Here is a 14,880-nt window from a genome sequence, read left to right as displayed (position 1 = left end):
TCAGACCAGCCGCTTGCGCATGGCCAGCCACGCGTACTGGCACATGTGGCGGCTCGAGGAAAGCCAGTCGAGCTTGGCGACGTCCCGGTAGATGCGCCACTGCCATTGCGCCGCGCGCCACTTGTCGGCAGACACCGAACCGTTGCGCACCAGATAGTACGCCAGCGCCTCGCTGCCTGGCACGCACGTTGCGACGCCGGCGCGACGCACCATCTCCAGCCAGAACACGTAGTCTTCGTGGCCGACCTTCCGGAAATCGATGTCGCCCAGCCTGCGGTCGTAGATACCGGTGAGATTCCCGATGTGGTTGCTGCGCAGCATCTGCGCATAGCCCACCCGCGTCGGAGGACGCACATGCGAGAGCAGCCGGCCATCTTCCGAAACGCGATCGTAAGGCGCGTAGCAGATGGCGCTTCCGGTGTCGGCCATATGCTGCAGCTGACGTCGAAGCTTGGTCGGGTGCCAGCTGTCGTCGCTGTCCAGGAAAGCGATGTAGCTGCCGCGGGCCGCCGCCATGCCGGCGTTGCGGGCGGCGGCAACGCCGACATTTCGCTGGGCATGGATCGCGCGGATACGCGGGTCGGCAGCGGCGAGGTCGTCCATGATCGATGCGGTGCCGTCGCAGGAGCCATCGTTCACGATGATCAGCTCCCAGGCTTCGTGGCTTTGCGCAAGCACCGAGAGCGCGGCACCCCGCAAGGTTGCAGCCGCGTTGTAGGCCGGCATGATCACGCTGACGAGGGCGTGACTCATGCGCTCGCCGTACCGGGCTTGCGGCCGATGAAGTCGATGGACGTCACGCACAGCCGCTCGGGCGGTATGTGCGCGAACTGTGGATGCACCTGCATGCTCGCCAGTTCGGCCAGTCGTTTCTCGCGTGCGCACTCGGTGTTGAGCACGATGTCGAAACCGACGGCGGCGGCGCGTTCCACGAATTCGTAGGCGCGCACGCGGTTCTGGTAGAGGAAGGCGTTATCCCAGCGTCGCCATTGGCGGTCGGAATACTGCAGGTAGTTGAGCTGGTTGATGCTGCCGTCGACATAGGCGTAGTGGTCGCCGCAGTTCACCGAATGGAACATGATCCCGCCGGGCGCCAGAATACGCATGGCTTCGCGATAGATGCCGTCGATCGCCTCGGGCAGCACGTGCTCGAGCACGCTATTGGAGAAAACGCAATCCATCTGCTGCCCGTCGAGCCGGGTGCGTGTCGCGTCGGCGGGCGCCTCGTAGACCACCACACCCTCGCTGGCCGCTCCCACGTCGTCGCCTTGCTGCAGCCGCGCCAGGAGGCCCTGCTGGCGCTCCCTGACGTCGCTTTCGGGCACGCCGCATGCCTCGGCAATGAGCGCTGTATATCGTGAGAGGTTAGCGGCGCAGTTGCGCACCAGCGCCGGCCTGATGTGCCGGTTGAGATCCACCGTGACGACCTGGCGGGCGCCGCCCAGATAGCAGGCGAATGGAAAGGTGGGATACCAGCCGCTACCGACCTCGAACAGTCGCGCCCCTGCAATGGGACGACCGACATCGCGCAGGTGTCCGACCATCAGGCGCCAGTCGTCCATCTTGACGTCGAACTCGCGGCGGAACCCGCGCAGGCCGCCAAAGCGGCGCTGTAGCAGGTAGTGCGCCTGTTCGCCGCCCGGCACGTGGCCCAGCACCTTCTGTAACACGCCCTTGGCACGCCAGTGCATGATGGCTACCCCCATTCAAGGTCGGACGCGCATGCGTGCAGGCGTCCGGTAGTATCGACTCTGTCGCGGATCGACCGCGATAGCCATAGCACCAAGGCAGTGCAGGCATGCAACCGACGGCTAGGGCGAACGGCTGATGCGGGCATGAACGCGCCGGCACTGGGAGCGCCGGCACCTCAACCTAAAGGGGGTAGCAAATCACCTCACTTTCGATCTCCTCCCGGAAGGTGACCCAATTTCTCTCCCTCCAACGAGCCTTCTCCTGGGGGCTGAAGTTCGGCACCGGGTTCTCTCCGTGAACGTCCATGCTGTGGATGTAAGAAGGCAGCCGTAACAGGGAAGGGTATCCCTTGCCGTCGCCCGCAAGGCCTGATCGAAGGGCGCGCGTGGGACGTGCCACGTCGTTGTACCCATAGCGTACGTAGGACGGATTGTAGCCGCCTATGGCCTGAAGCAATGCGCGGGTCTGATAACAGAAGCACCCGATGACACGATCCCAGAAGATCAATTCGCCATCCGAGGCCAAGGGCCTCGACTTGAAAATCTCGGGCAACCCGATGAAGTGCATATTGTGCCGTGCCGCTTCGTCGATCACGTAGCGCTCCCAGCCCTTCATGGTGGGATAGCAGTCGTCATCGAAGAGGAAAACGTGCTCACATCCCTGGTCCATGAGGTAGCGCAGGCACTTGTTGCGCGTGACGGCCGCACCAGCTTTCTCCACGTCCTTCTCTATGCGCACAAGCGATCCTTCCTCGCACAGCGATGGGAATGCCTCGGGAACGCTTCGAACGTCTGTCGTGATAACGCCTATGCCGATCATGAAAAGGCCTCGATAACCTGACGCCGTATCTCGTTGATACGGCGAAGCGAATAATGCTCTCTCACGTGCTGGGCGAGCATCTCTGCCCTCTCCCTGCGATAGGTTTCGTCCTCCACCAAGCGCTTCAGGATCGTCCGCCACTGCGGTTTGCCATCGGCCAGAAGGACGACTCCGTCATCCAGGGAGTTCTCGTACGGATGTACCTTGGACCCGACAAAGGCAAGGCCCTTGGCTCCCGCCTCCAGGGCTTTCAGGTTGCTCTTGGACCGGTTGAAGCTCGTGTTCACCAATGGGGCTACGGAGATCGCGTGCCCGTTATAGACGTCCATGTAGGAGCATACCGGCCTTACCGGCTTGAACTTGGCAAAGCTGTACAGCGACCGGATCCTTGCCCACTGGGCTGATTTATCCTCGTTGCCCGCTATCACCATGTGATTCCTCGGCACGCATGACTGGATGATCTTCAGGTCCTCGAAATGCGTACCCCCGCCTGCATAGATGATCTTTCGATCTTCGCAAGGCTCGGTCCGCGTGAACTGGTCCTCGTCAAAAGGCAGCGCGTTCGGAACCAGAACAATGTTCGGGTTGTAGGGCCTCACACGGTCGGCAAGATGCGCGTTTGTCGCCAGCACCACGTCGGCCCGCTGAATGTTCCCAATAAGGGTCTCGGTCATTCCTTCGCGCTTGTAAGAGGCATACAGCACATGGTCCGGCCCCAAGACCACATCATCGTCGATATCGATGATGATCTTGATGCCTCCCTTGCGGATGGCGTCAAGCCGGTCATGCGTGACGAGCAATCGGTTGTAGAACAGGACAGGAACCTTCGCCTTGACATCGGTCAGGTACCGCATGGGGTTGGCGATACGGTGATAGTTGCAGGCCGAATTTTCGGAAACCTGGTACGTCAGGAGACCTAAGGTGTTCACTTGCTCCGTCCTTGGCCATGCTTCTTCTGTTCCGTCAGTGTGGAAAGTTACCTCCGTGGCCTTTGGCCCGACAAATCAATTCGCAAGGCGAATTCGGAAGGCAGCGTCGTAACTCGGTGATTCGACGGATATTCGGTTGCAATTGTCTAACAACGGCACCTCCGACTAGGATGTGCGCCATGTCCCGCCGTCCGCCAAGCCTCCTCGTCCGTTTGCGCCGCCACCGCGGCGTGTGGATGCTTGCGCTGGCCGTGCTGCTGTTCAAGGTAGCCATGTCGACCTTCTGCGCGCTCGACGGCCCCCGCGCTGCTTTCGCCGGCAATGCGCCGGCTGGCTCGGCCGTTACCGTGCAGGATGCGAGCGTCGATGCCGACGACGACTACTGCGCACTCGGCGAAGGCGGCGGGTGCCATTGCACTTGTGCGCATGCGGTGGCCCTGCCCACGCATGCGACCGTCATGGCCGCAACGGAACGGCCGTCGAACCTGCACCTTGCAGTGCCCGCGGGCGAATCGCCCGCTTTCGCGCGTTCTCCGCTGCGCCCACCGATCTCCTGAAGCCGCACCGCCCGATGCCGGTCGCGGAAGCGGCCGCGCCGACCTGCGTCCGATTTGAAGGAGATCCACCATGTCTTTCCTACGTACCGCGCCATGGGGCGCCGCGTGCGTGTGGATGGCTGCCAGCGCCATCGCCTCACCCTCGCCGGCCCATGTGGCCGGACCATCGGCCACGCCCGCCCTGCGAAACGCCGTGCGCGACATCTGGGCCACCAGCCCCGACGTACAGGCCGCCGATGCCGAACGCCTGGCCGCCCAGGCGCGTGCCCGTGCCGCCGCGCAACCGGTATACAACCCATCGCTTTCCATCGAGGGCGAGAATGCCGACGTCGACAGGCGCACCGCCGGGGCCAGCCTCACGCTCGACGTGTCCGGCAAACGCATGGCTCGCATGTCCGAAGGTGAAGCCGATATTCGCGCACGCGAGGCCGCCTATGCGCTGGAACGCCGTCGCGTCGCGCTCGACTGGCTGAAAGCCTGGGCGGCCGCGGCCTTGTCGCGCGAGCAGGTCGCGCTGGCCAGGCGACGCGTGGAACTGATGCGGCGCTTCGATGAACTGGCCACGCAACGCCTCCGGATCGGTGACATCAGCAGTCCGGAACGCGATCTGGCCGGACTCGCACTTGGCGAAGCGCGCATCCAGCAGGCGGCGCTCGAAACACAGGAAGCCGCCGCCGTCGCAGGACTGGCCGCGCTCGGCGGCGCACCGCAACCGCTCCCAGAGCTGCCGCGCGACCTTCCGCCGCCCGCCACGGATGTGCTTCCTGTGGAGACTTCGGAACGGCTGGAATCCATCCAGGCGGACGCCGAACAACAGCGGGCGAATGCCGCCGTGGCCGTCGCGGATCGCGCTCGCCGGCCCGACCCCACGCTGAGCCTTACCGGGGGCCGCGTGCGCAGCGGCAACCGTACGGACCTCGTGATCGGCGTCGGCCTATCGATTCCATTGCCGGTATTCAACTCCGGGCGATACGACGTGGAAGCGGCACGCGCCACCGCCGATGCCGCTTTCGCGGCCCGCCGCTCGGCCACCCTTCGCTCGGATGCGCAGCTTGCACAGACACGGACGACCTACGAGGCCGTGCGCCACGCCGCGGAAGGTTTCCGCGCTGGCCGGGCCGGTGCCTTCGACGACCGGGCCCGGCTGCTCGACCGGCTTTGGCAGGCGGGCGAAATCGGCACATCCGATTACCTCGTCCAGTTGAAGCAGCGCCTCGACACCGAGCTTGCGGGCATCGCGCTCGAAAGCCAGACCTGGCAGGCCTGGTTCGACTATCTCGCCGCCGCGGGCCGCCTGACCGGTTGGCTCGGCGATACCAGCAAGGATTCTTCGCCATGACACCCCGCATTTTTCGTCCCACCGCCTTGCTCATGTTCGCCCTGCTGCTCGGCGCCCCCATCTGTTCCGCCGCGCGTCCGGAAGACGCCCCACAGGCCGCGGAAAGAGATCCTCTGATACTGGACGCCGCCGCGATCGCGGCGGCCGGCATCGAGGTCGAGACCGCGCAGGTACGCACGACGGTCGACCAGGTGCGCGCACCCGGCGAGGTGAAGATCGACGCCTACGCCACCGCACTGGTGTCGCCCCGGGTCGCGTCACAGGTCGTCGCCCGCCGGGCAAAGCTGGGCGACCTGGTCAAGGCCGGGCAACCGTTGGTGGCGCTGTCGAGCGTGGATGTCGCCGAAACGCAAGGACAGCTCATCGTGGCGAGTCAGGACTGGGCGCGAGTGGCATCGCTGGGGCCACAGGCGGTATCCGCCCGGCGTTACAACGAGGCCCTGGTGCAGCGGGACCAGGCTCGCGCGAAGCTGAAGGCATACGGTCTTTCCGATGCGCAGATCCGCGATGTGGTGAAGCGGGGCTCGGCGGCGGCCGATGGCAGCTTCGAACTGTTGGCGCCGCAGGCGGGGCGCGTGACGACCGACGACTTCATCGTCGGCGAGCGCGTCGAACCCGGCCGCACCCTCTTCACGCTGGTGGCGGAATCGTCCGTATGGGTGGAGGCGCGTATGCCGCCCGGCCAGGCGGACGAGGTTCGGGACGGCGCCCGGGTCGTCGTCGCCGCGAACGGCAGGGAGCTCGAGGGTCGCGTGATCCGTCGCTCTCACCTTACCGATGAAAAAACCCGAACGGTCGATGTTCGCATCCAGGTGCCGAACAAGGACGACCTGCTGCATCCCGGCGACCTCGTCGAATGCCGCATCGAGGTCGCTTCGCAGTCCCGCAACCTCGCGGTGCCGGCCGAAGCGATCGTGCTGCTGCAGAACCAGCCCACCCTCTTCGTGCGCGGCAAGCGCGCCGGGCAATTCGAGCCCGTGCCGGTCGAGGTGGGTGAGACGCGTGGCGGCTGGACAGCCATCACGCGCGGCCTGGTGGCCGGCACGCCCTACGTGCGCAAGGGCGCATTCGCGCTGAAGGCGCGGATACTGCGTTCCCAGTTGGGGGAAGAATGATGCTCGGACGCCTTGTCGCCCTTTCCCTCAAGTACAGGCTGCTGGTGGCGATCGCCTTCGTCGCGGTGGCCGCGCTGGGCTATCGCGCGGCGCGAAGCCTGCCCATCGACGCGTTCCCGGACGTAACCCCCGTGCAGGTCGGCGTGTATACGGAGGCACCCGGACTGGCCGCCGAGGACGTGGAGCCCCTGCTCACCACCCCCATCGAGTCGGCGCTCGCCGGGTTGCCTGGCGTACAGGACATCCGCTCCGTCAGCCTGTTCGGGCTGTCCTATGTTTCCGTGTACTTCGACGATGGCATGGACGTCTATTTCGCGCGTCAGCTCGTGAACGAGCGGCTGCAACAGGTGGGCGACCGCCTGCCGGCGGGTTACGGCAAGCCGGAGATGGGACCCAACACCTCCGGCCTCGGACAGGTCTTCTGGTACACGGTGGAGCGCGACGAAAGCGCGGCCGGCGGCGGCCCGTCCGACATGGACCTGCGCACCCTTCAGGACTGGACGGTGCGACTGATCCTGCGCACCGCGCCAGGCGTCGACGACGTTACCTCGTGGGGCGGCCAGGAGAAGCAGTACCAGGTGCGCGTGGATCCGATGCGCCTGCTCGCGCACGACCTCAGCTTGAAAGACGTGATACAGGCATTGGAAGCGAACAATGCGCAGGTCGGAGGCAACTTCATCGACGTGGGTCACGAACAGTACCTGGTGCGCGGCCTTGGCCTGGTGAAGGGTGTCGAAGACATCGGCAGCATCGTGCTCAAGAGCGAACACGGCACCCCCGTGTACGTGCGTGACGTGGCGGCGGTGGTCGAAGCTGGGGCGCCGCGCACCGGCGCCGTGACGCGGGACGGCAAGGAGGTGGTGATGGGCCAGGCGCTGGCCCGCATCGGCGAAAACGCGCGGAACGTGGTCGAGGCGGTAAAGGCCCGGCTCGACACGGTACGGCGGGCCCTACCCGTCGGCACCGTCGTGAAACCGGTCTACGAACGCACCGACCTCGTCAATGCGGCCGTGGGCACCGCCGTGCGCGCCCTCGTCGAAGGTGCCGCCCTCGTTGCGCTGGTGCTTTACCTGTTCCTCGGCGAACTGCGCAGCGCGCTCGTCGTCGTGGTCACCCTGCCCCTTGCCATGCTGATCGCCTTCATCTGTATGGGGCAGGCAGGCCTCTCGGCCAACCTGATGTCGCTGGCGGGCCTGGCCATCGGTATCGGCATGATGGTGGACGGTGCCGTCGTCATGGTCGAGAACGCGTTCCGGATCATGGCGGAGAGTAAGGCACGCGGGGAGCCTGTGGACCGGCCCGCAGCGGTACTCGCCGCCGCGCGCGAGGTGGCCGCCCCCATCACCTTCGCCATTCTCATCATCATCGTGGTGTTCCTGCCGCTGTTCAGCCTGCAGGGTCTCGAAGGCAAGATGTTCAAGCCGATGGCCTTCAACATCGCCTTCGCCATGGCCGGCTCGCTGCTGCTGTCGTTGACGCTGGTGCCCGTGCTCGCCGCCACCGTGCTGAAGCCCGGAACGGAACGCGACACGTGGCTACTCGCGCGGCTGAAGCCGATATACGCGCGAGCGTTGGGCTGGGCACTCGGGCATCGCCGCGCCGTGCTCGCCATGGCCGGAGGTTGCCTCGTCGGCGCCCTTGCGCTGTTTCCCTTCCTGGGCAAGGAATTCATGCCCAACCTGCGCGAGGGCGCCATCATGTGGCGCATCACCTCGATTCCATCGGCCTCGCTGGACGAATCGATCGACATCTCGCGTAAGGTGGCAGAGCGCATCAAGGCCCGCTTCCCCGAAGTGGAAACCACGCTGGCCATGATCGGACGCGCGGAAAAAGGCGAAACCGCCGACGTGAACTACATGGAGGTCTATACGCCCTTGAAACCGCGTGAGCAGTGGCGCAAGGGGCAGACACTCGACAGCATCGAGCGAGACATGGCCGATGAACTGGCAGCCCTGTTGCCCACCGCCGTCGTGAGCTATACGCAGCCTATCCAGATGCGCATCGAGGAACTGATTTCAGGGGTGCGCGCCACCCTTGCCCTCAAACTCTACGGCGAAGACCTCGGCCAGCTCGACCGGCTGGCCGCACAGATCAAGAGCGCTATCGCAGGCGTGCCCGGTGTCGCCGATCTCGCACTCGAGGCCAACCTCGGCAAGCCACAGGTCCGCATCGAGGTGGATCGGGAAGCCCTCTCCCGTTACGGGCTCAACGCCGACGACGTACTCACCGTCGTCCGCAACGGCATCGGTGGCGAACCCGTCGGTACCGTGGTCGACGGCGTGAAGCGGTTCGACCTCACCGTTCGCTTCGACGAGGCCAGCAAGGCGTCCGTGCGCGACATCGAACGCATTCCACTGCGAACCCCGTCGGGATCGCTGGTCCAGCTCGGCCAGGTGGCGAAGGTGAGCACAGCGGAAGGCTATTCGTTCGTCCGGCGGGAGCAGTTGCAACGCTACTCTGTCATCCAGATGGACGTGCGCGGCAGGGACGTCGATTCGTTCGTGCGGGACGCCAACGCAGCCATCGCCCGCGAGGTGACATTGCCGGCGGGGTATTACACCGAATGGGGCGGCGCCTTCGAGAACCAGCAGCGAGCGCTCAAGCGGCTGGCCATCATCGTTCCCGTGACGATCTTCTTCATCTTCATCCTGCTTTACACCGCCTTCAACTCCATGCGGCACGCGGCCCTGATCCTCGCGAACGTACCTTTCGCGACCGTCGGCGGCATCGTCGCACTGTTCATATCGGGGCAGTATCTCTCTGTCCCTTCGGCCATCGGCTTCATCGCGGTCTTTGGCGTGGCCATGCTCAATGGCATCGTCCTCGTCAGCTTCCTGGAACAGCAACGGCGAGCCGGATCGAGCGTGCGCGAGGCGGTGCTCAACGGAACCGCGCTGCGCCTGCGACCGGTGCTCATGACCGCCACGGTGGCCATCCTGGGACTGGTACCGATGCTGTTGTCGTCAGGTGTTGGCGCGGAAACGCAGCGCCCGCTCGCGACCGTGGTGACCGGGGGGCTCATCACGTCCACGTTGCTGACGCTGCTGCTTTTGCCCGTGGTCTACGAGTGGATGGAGAACCGGCGAACGATCGTAAACGACGGTGCCGCTCATGCCGCGAGACGGAACGCGAATCCGAAGTAACGATCCAGCGACAACTCCGGATGGAACGGAACGATGCAGTACCGCTGCGGGTTCTCCCAGCGGTCCTGCAACTCGTACCCTAGCGACGACAGACTGCCGAGGAATTCGCGCTCGGCAGTGACCCGGTACGGGCAGCAGGCCGTGCCGATGTTCTGCACGGTGAAATATGACTCCCTCATGTGCACGGGCACGGAATTGAGCAGCAGGAAACGCGGCTTCTTCGCCATCGCCGCGAGGGCGTCCGCCAGAGAGTAGCGAAGGTATTGCAACGAGCCGGCGGCGAACAAGACGTCGGCGCCGGACGCTTGTGACACGTCGTCGGCGAAGGCGAGGCGGCGCGGCGTATCGTGCTCCATCGCCCAGGCCGCACCAGCCGCGTTGACCGCTGGCACATCCATCACGGTCCAGCGAAGGCCCTGCGGATAGGCCAGGTATCGCTGGTACGCGTAGTACGCGATGCCTATATGTCCACCAAGATCGAACACGCTTCGCGCACCCTCCGCGAACCAGCGACCGAGCCAATGGATCATCGGATAGTCGTTGATGAACACCCGCCGCGTCCGCTCGCGATACAGGTCCGCCGACTCGGTGTTGTCATAGCCGCTGGCATGGTCGGCCGGAATGCTGGCCTGCGCTTCGTCGAAGCTGCGGAACACACCACGGTAGATGTGGTGAGTCAGGGCGCGGTGGGCGAAGAAGGCCCTCCGGTAACGGGTTTCGAGAAGCTGGCGGACTAACGGCAGGCGTGCCGTGGCCTCCTGGTAGGGCCGAGGACCGACTTGAGCGTTCATGCGTGTCCTCCACGACACGGTGCCTGTGACCAGCTTGCGCTTCCGCCGCCCCATTGCCCATAGCACGGGGGTCTAAACCGTTTGGCAGATCGGGCCGTCCTGCCGGGGTCGATCTCTCTAGAGGGCGCCTCGGCGCGCACGCAGGTCCGCGCGAACGCGATGCAGGCCTCGGTAGATCCAACGCACCGGGGCATACATGCGGAAGCCGGCGGTTGCCCGCGTGGGCCGCACCACATAAAGCGAACCGCAGGGTTCGGCCCGCGTCGAAAGCAGCCGCTTGTACTGGTTGTCGCCGTAGCCGAAGCTGATGCGCTCGCCCGGAAAACGATCCAGCAGCCCGCGCACGGCCTGGAATACCGCAACCGAACCGATGCCCACCTTCGCCACCTCGTCGTCATAGCCGAGGTCGTCGACGAGATACGTGCCTCCGATGCGGTAGCCGTGCACATACGCCAGCGGCCTGCCTTCGCGCAGCACGATATGACCCACGAGATGCCCGGCGTCCGCGAGGCGGCGGAAGAGCGCCACCCGTTCCGGTGCTTCCCAATCGATGGGCAATTCGGCGTGATGCCAGGTGCGTGCGTAGACCTCGTTCATGAGCCGGCAATAGCGAGCCATGTCCTGGCCGCCGTCGAAGACATGTAGGGCAGCGTCGCCACCGAGCTTGCGATAGGCCCTTCCCACGCGCTGCACCTGATCCGCCCGCTTTTTCCTGTCCATGGCGGCCAGCCACGCCTCTGCCGATGGCTGCGGGTCGATCGACCAGTGCACCTGATCGAGGAGGTTGGCCGACACCACGCGGAATCCACCACGTCCGCCAAGCGCGGTGGCGAATCGATTGGGCAGGTCCGCCTCCTGAATGCGGATCACGCGAATATCCAGGTCGCCGGCCAGCTGCCTGGTCACCGCAAGCTCGACGCCGTCGCGTTCGGCCTCCCGCGCCACCACGCCGCTACCGAGCAAGCGCAGTGCCGCGCCGCGATAGAGCTTCACGCGGCGCCCGGCCACATCGAGACGAGCCGTATGTTCGACGGCAAGCAGTGGCAGGTATCCGACCACCCGCCCGTTGCCGTCGCGAACGACGACGACGTGCGGCACGGTGCCGTCCTGTCGGCTTTCCACCTCGAACACGAGCCAGTCCGGGTGCTGCACGATGCCACTCGCAGCGCCTGGCAGTTCGGCGACACGGGCCAGGTCGTCACGTATCGCGCGCAAGGCGTCCAACGTATGTACGGTGGAACAGACGTAGTTCATGGGCTGGCCTTGGCTACCGGTGGATGAACGAACTCGACGGCCCGGACCAGCGCCCGCCCCGGCGGCCCGAGCCGGCGGCCGATGCCGGTCATGAGTTGGTAATCGTCCGCGGTCCAGTAGCGAACCAGCGCGCTCCCCGGCACATACAGGGCGACGAACGCCGCCGCGCCGACCAGGAAACCCAGCCGCGACGGCGTCGCCTCGGTAGCCACCCAAGCCGCCAGCGTGGCGACGAGCCCCACGGCGAACAACCGCGACATGGCGGCCACCGGTAATCCACCGCTCGTGGCTTTGCGCAAGTAATGAACTGCGAGGGTCATTTCCACGATGCGCGTGGCTGCATAGGTCAGCACCGCACCGGCAAGCCCGAGCATCGGCACCAGTGATATCCCGAGGACGGCATTAGCGATCAGGGCGACCACGGCGATGCGGATACGGTCGTCCTGGCGGTCCACCACGGTCTGGAACGCCGCGATGCCGTTACCTATCAGCAGCAGCCCTCCGAGCACCAGCGTCGCTTCGATGGCAGGGATGGCATCGACATAACGGGTGCCATACATGAGCCGGACGATTTCCGGCGTCGTCACAAGCCCCAGACCCGCGATGGCGATACCCACGGCCCAGTAGAACCGTGTCGCTTCGGACAGGAAACGCGCGGCGCGCGCCGTGCCGCTCTCGCCGTAGGTCTTTGCCATGTACGGCAGCAGCGTGGACGTGAGGCCGACCGAGAACAACTGGACGGCACCGCGGGTCAGCGTGCCGGCAATGGCGAAATAACCTACCGCCACCGAACCCGTGAAGGTCGTGAGGAGGAACACCTCGATGGTACCTGCCCGAAACGAGCCCATGAGGACCAGCGCGGCGGTGAGGCGCAGATGCCGGTTCACGCGCGCGGCGACCGCGGATGGGACGGGGCCGTCGGCATAGGGCCGGCAGCAGTGGCGGAAGGCGATGCGGTTGACGAGGTTGAGGAGCAGGCAGGCCACGGCGAACAAGGCAACGAACGAGACGAGGTCTGCATGCAGGAGCATCGCTGCGAGCACCAGCAGCATGCCCACGATACCGCCGATCACCGTCGCCACCGCTTCCGGCTCGAATCGCTCCTGCCCCTTTCCGATGGCCACGAGCATGGCGTAATTGGCCTTCGCCACGACCGCCACGACGACGAGGCCCATGATCGGCAACAGCGAGCCATGCCATTCCGAGGGCTGAAAAAGGTAACCCACGAGGACGAACAGGCCGATCACCACGATCGAACTGATCGTCTGGATGCGAGAGAAGCGCGCCGCCAGGTGTGAGGCCAGCGACGGGTCACCCATCCCGTCGGCCTCCGCGATGAATTTTGTCGACGAGGTCGTCAAAGCATGGTTCGAACAGACCATCAACCAACCGCAGAGCCACACCGTGAACGCATAGCGGCCGAAGTCGGAGGGGCCGAGCGAACGCGCGATCCATACGCTCATCAGCAGACCGAGGGCGTACTCGATATAGGTGGACACCGTGACGATGCCGACACTGCGCAGGACCGCGATTCGCCTGTTCATGGCGACACCCCCCTCGCCATCCGCACCGGAGGCGCCGCCCCGAGGCCCGCCCCCGCCGGCTGCGCCATCATCCACTGCGCCACGCCCGCGCCGCGATTGTTCCAGTTGAAGCGGCGCAGCGTGTCTGAGATGGCGGCACATGCGGGGCTGTAGGACGCGGCGATCGCCTTGAATCGCTTCTTCAAGGCTGCAGCCCGCGCAGGGTCGCGCTCGAAATACCATGCCGCGGCAACCGGCAAACCCAGTTCCACGGTGTGTCCGTCGCTGTACCAGCCCTCCGATTCCTGGATCTTCATCAGGGCCGGCACCTTCGCTTGCGACGACGACCAATACCACGCGATCTGTCCGCCGGGTCCGGAGCAATCGTTGCGCCAGTCATGCGGAGGCACGAGCAGGTCGGCGGAAATCCATCCGTAGCGTTCCATGTATTGTCCGAAGTCGGCGATCATGCCCGGGATGCGCGGGTCCGCCGTCACCAGCCACGCGTGCCAAAGCCCGTCCACGATGTTTTCGCTCATCCACGGCGATGCACCACGCACGTCGTCCTTTCCGCCCGGATCGTTTTCGTGCACGTTCCAGCTGTTGCGCCAGGAACCGTCGTCGCCGAGTCCGTCGGGATTGTGGCGCTGGTGTTCGTACAGCCAGCCCACGCGCGCATCGATGCGTTCGCGATAACGTGCCTCGCCGGTCAGTTCGTAGGCCGCTACCGTCTCCACAAGACCCAGCCCCGCAAGCCGTTCGGTGAAATAGTCCGTGGCGTACCGATACGGTCCCGGCGACCCGCTCCAGCCTCCCGTATTCCATAGCTCGGCCATTTTCTCGACCAGTCCGGCATCGTGCATGGAATCGTCGCCGGTCAGCGCGACGGCGAGCAGGATCGGCTCGATGTACACGTATTTGACGTCGCAAGGCTTGCCGTCCGGCAGCCAGCCACCCGCACAGGAAGGACTCACCGGTATACCGTCGCGCTTGATGCCGGCCATGTACCACCGGTAACTGGCTTCCGCGGCCTCAAGGTAGTCCGCGCGTCCCGTGCGCACGTAGGCCTTGAACAGGGTGGACGGCCGGTCGAAGAGCCATGCGGTCGTGTCGCCCGTCGGCATCGTGCGCGCCCAGCGAAATTGCGCATCGACATAGCGGGCATAGGGTTCGCCCGGCGCAGCCACGGATTGCGGGCCGACGATGAGCGAAGAGGTCAGCCATTCGGGAGCAAGGGATGCGATCGCCGCCGGCTTGCCGTCGACGAGTCCTTCGTCGTAGGGCCAGCCAGCGATGCTTTTCGTGCGGGGGGCGTCGAACGCAAAGTAATAGCTCCCCGGCGGGCCATGGAACTGCACGCGCACGGCGCGCAGGCTGTCGTCGCGGAAGTGCCAGGTAAGCATGGGCTTCACCGCCACGGCAACCTCTCTGCCATGCTCGTCGAAGAGGCGCACCTGCGAGGTGTCGCGCAGCAAGCCGGGCGGAAGCGGGATGCCCACCGTCACGGGCAGATCGTCGCCCTTCCCTGCCACGCGAGTGACTTCCACTTTTCGCGCGGATCGGGACAACGGTGCGTCAGGGACCCCTGAGGGCGGAGGCGCCATCGACGCCGGGGTACTCGCGACGTGCCTGGCCGCCCCACCCTTCGAGGGGGAAGCGGCAAGAGCGAGCGCAAGCACGCACCCCAACACGATGAGGATATGACGAAGAAGCGTCGG

General features: G+C 65.3%; 12 protein-coding genes. 4 read left to right on the top strand and 8 right to left on the bottom strand.

Annotation, left to right across the window (positions count from 1 at the left end):
* From FHS47_RS11340 to FHS47_RS11325, 4 genes are all read right to left on the bottom strand, one after another.
* A complete protein-coding gene (locus FHS47_RS11340; protein WP_167027156.1) occupies window positions 1-753 on the bottom strand; it encodes a glycosyltransferase family 2 protein in 753 nt (250 codons plus the stop codon).
* Window positions 750-1,691, bottom strand: a complete 942-nt coding sequence (locus FHS47_RS11335) for a class I SAM-dependent methyltransferase (protein WP_167027153.1) — start codon at window positions 1,689-1,691, stop codon at window positions 750-752. The genes FHS47_RS11340 and FHS47_RS11335 overlap by 4 nt, the downstream gene beginning before the upstream one ends.
* Before the next feature lie 181 nt (window positions 1,692-1,872).
* On the bottom strand, window positions 1,873-2,511 hold the full coding sequence (locus tag FHS47_RS11330; RefSeq protein WP_167027150.1) for a hypothetical protein: 639 nt from the start codon (window positions 2,509-2,511) through the stop codon (window positions 1,873-1,875).
* The gene (locus FHS47_RS11325; protein WP_167027147.1) at window positions 2,508-3,440 is read right to left on the bottom strand and encodes a glycosyltransferase family 4 protein; all 933 of its coding nucleotides are present in this window, start codon (window positions 3,438-3,440) and stop codon (window positions 2,508-2,510) included. Before FHS47_RS11325 ends, FHS47_RS11330 begins: the two co-directional genes overlap by 4 nt.
* 179 nt (window positions 3,441-3,619) lie before the next feature.
* Here FHS47_RS11325 and FHS47_RS11320 point away from each other — a divergent pair, with 179 nt between their 5' ends.
* The 4 genes from FHS47_RS11320 (at window position 3,620) to FHS47_RS11305 (ending at window position 9,594) form a co-directional block, all read left to right on the top strand.
* Window positions 3,620-3,997 (top strand): hypothetical protein, encoded by a 378-nt coding sequence (locus FHS47_RS11320; protein ID WP_167027144.1) that lies wholly within the window; start codon window positions 3,620-3,622, stop codon window positions 3,995-3,997.
* Window positions 3,998-4,067: 70 nt separating this feature from the next.
* Window positions 4,068-5,336 carry a TolC family protein gene (locus FHS47_RS11315; protein ID WP_167027141.1) on the top strand — a complete coding sequence of 423 codons (1,269 nt, stop codon included), beginning with the start codon at window positions 4,068-4,070 and terminating at the stop codon, window positions 5,334-5,336.
* Window positions 5,333-6,451, top strand: coding sequence for an efflux RND transporter periplasmic adaptor subunit (locus tag FHS47_RS11310; protein ID WP_208381916.1), 1,119 nt, complete (start codon window positions 5,333-5,335; stop codon window positions 6,449-6,451). The genes FHS47_RS11315 and FHS47_RS11310 overlap by 4 nt, the downstream gene beginning before the upstream one ends.
* Window positions 6,451-9,594, top strand: coding sequence for a CusA/CzcA family heavy metal efflux RND transporter (locus FHS47_RS11305; protein ID WP_167027138.1), 3,144 nt, complete (start codon window positions 6,451-6,453; stop codon window positions 9,592-9,594). The genes FHS47_RS11310 and FHS47_RS11305 overlap by 1 nt, the downstream gene beginning before the upstream one ends.
* On the opposite strand, the gene FHS47_RS11300 is transcribed toward FHS47_RS11305, so the two are convergent.
* The 4 genes from FHS47_RS11300 to FHS47_RS11285 all read right to left on the bottom strand — a co-directional run bounded on the left by FHS47_RS11300 (window position 9,561) and on the right by FHS47_RS11285 (window position 14,694).
* Window positions 9,561-10,385 (bottom strand): TIGR04325 family methyltransferase, encoded by an 825-nt coding sequence (locus FHS47_RS11300; protein ID WP_167027135.1) that lies wholly within the window; start codon window positions 10,383-10,385, stop codon window positions 9,561-9,563. The two genes, FHS47_RS11305 and FHS47_RS11300, sit on opposite strands and share 34 nt — an antisense overlap.
* A gap of 117 nt (window positions 10,386-10,502) precedes the next feature.
* Window positions 10,503-11,639 carry a GNAT family N-acetyltransferase gene (locus FHS47_RS11295; protein WP_167027133.1) on the bottom strand — a complete coding sequence of 379 codons (1,137 nt, stop codon included), beginning with the start codon at window positions 11,637-11,639 and terminating at the stop codon, window positions 10,503-10,505.
* Window positions 11,636-13,183 carry an oligosaccharide flippase family protein gene (locus tag FHS47_RS11290; protein ID WP_167027130.1) on the bottom strand — a complete coding sequence of 516 codons (1,548 nt, stop codon included), beginning with the start codon at window positions 13,181-13,183 and terminating at the stop codon, window positions 11,636-11,638. The genes FHS47_RS11295 and FHS47_RS11290 overlap by 4 nt, the downstream gene beginning before the upstream one ends.
* Window positions 13,180-14,694 carry a hypothetical protein gene (locus FHS47_RS11285; RefSeq protein WP_167027127.1) on the bottom strand — a complete coding sequence of 505 codons (1,515 nt, stop codon included), beginning with the start codon at window positions 14,692-14,694 and terminating at the stop codon, window positions 13,180-13,182. Before FHS47_RS11285 ends, FHS47_RS11290 begins: the two co-directional genes overlap by 4 nt.
* Window positions 14,695-14,880: the final 186 nt, after the last annotated feature.

Origin of the sequence: Luteibacter sp. SG786 (assembly GCF_011759605.1) — a bacterium.
Classification (GTDB): domain Bacteria; phylum Pseudomonadota; class Gammaproteobacteria; order Xanthomonadales; family Rhodanobacteraceae; genus Luteibacter.
This window is presented reverse-complemented; position numbering and strand designations above follow the sequence as displayed.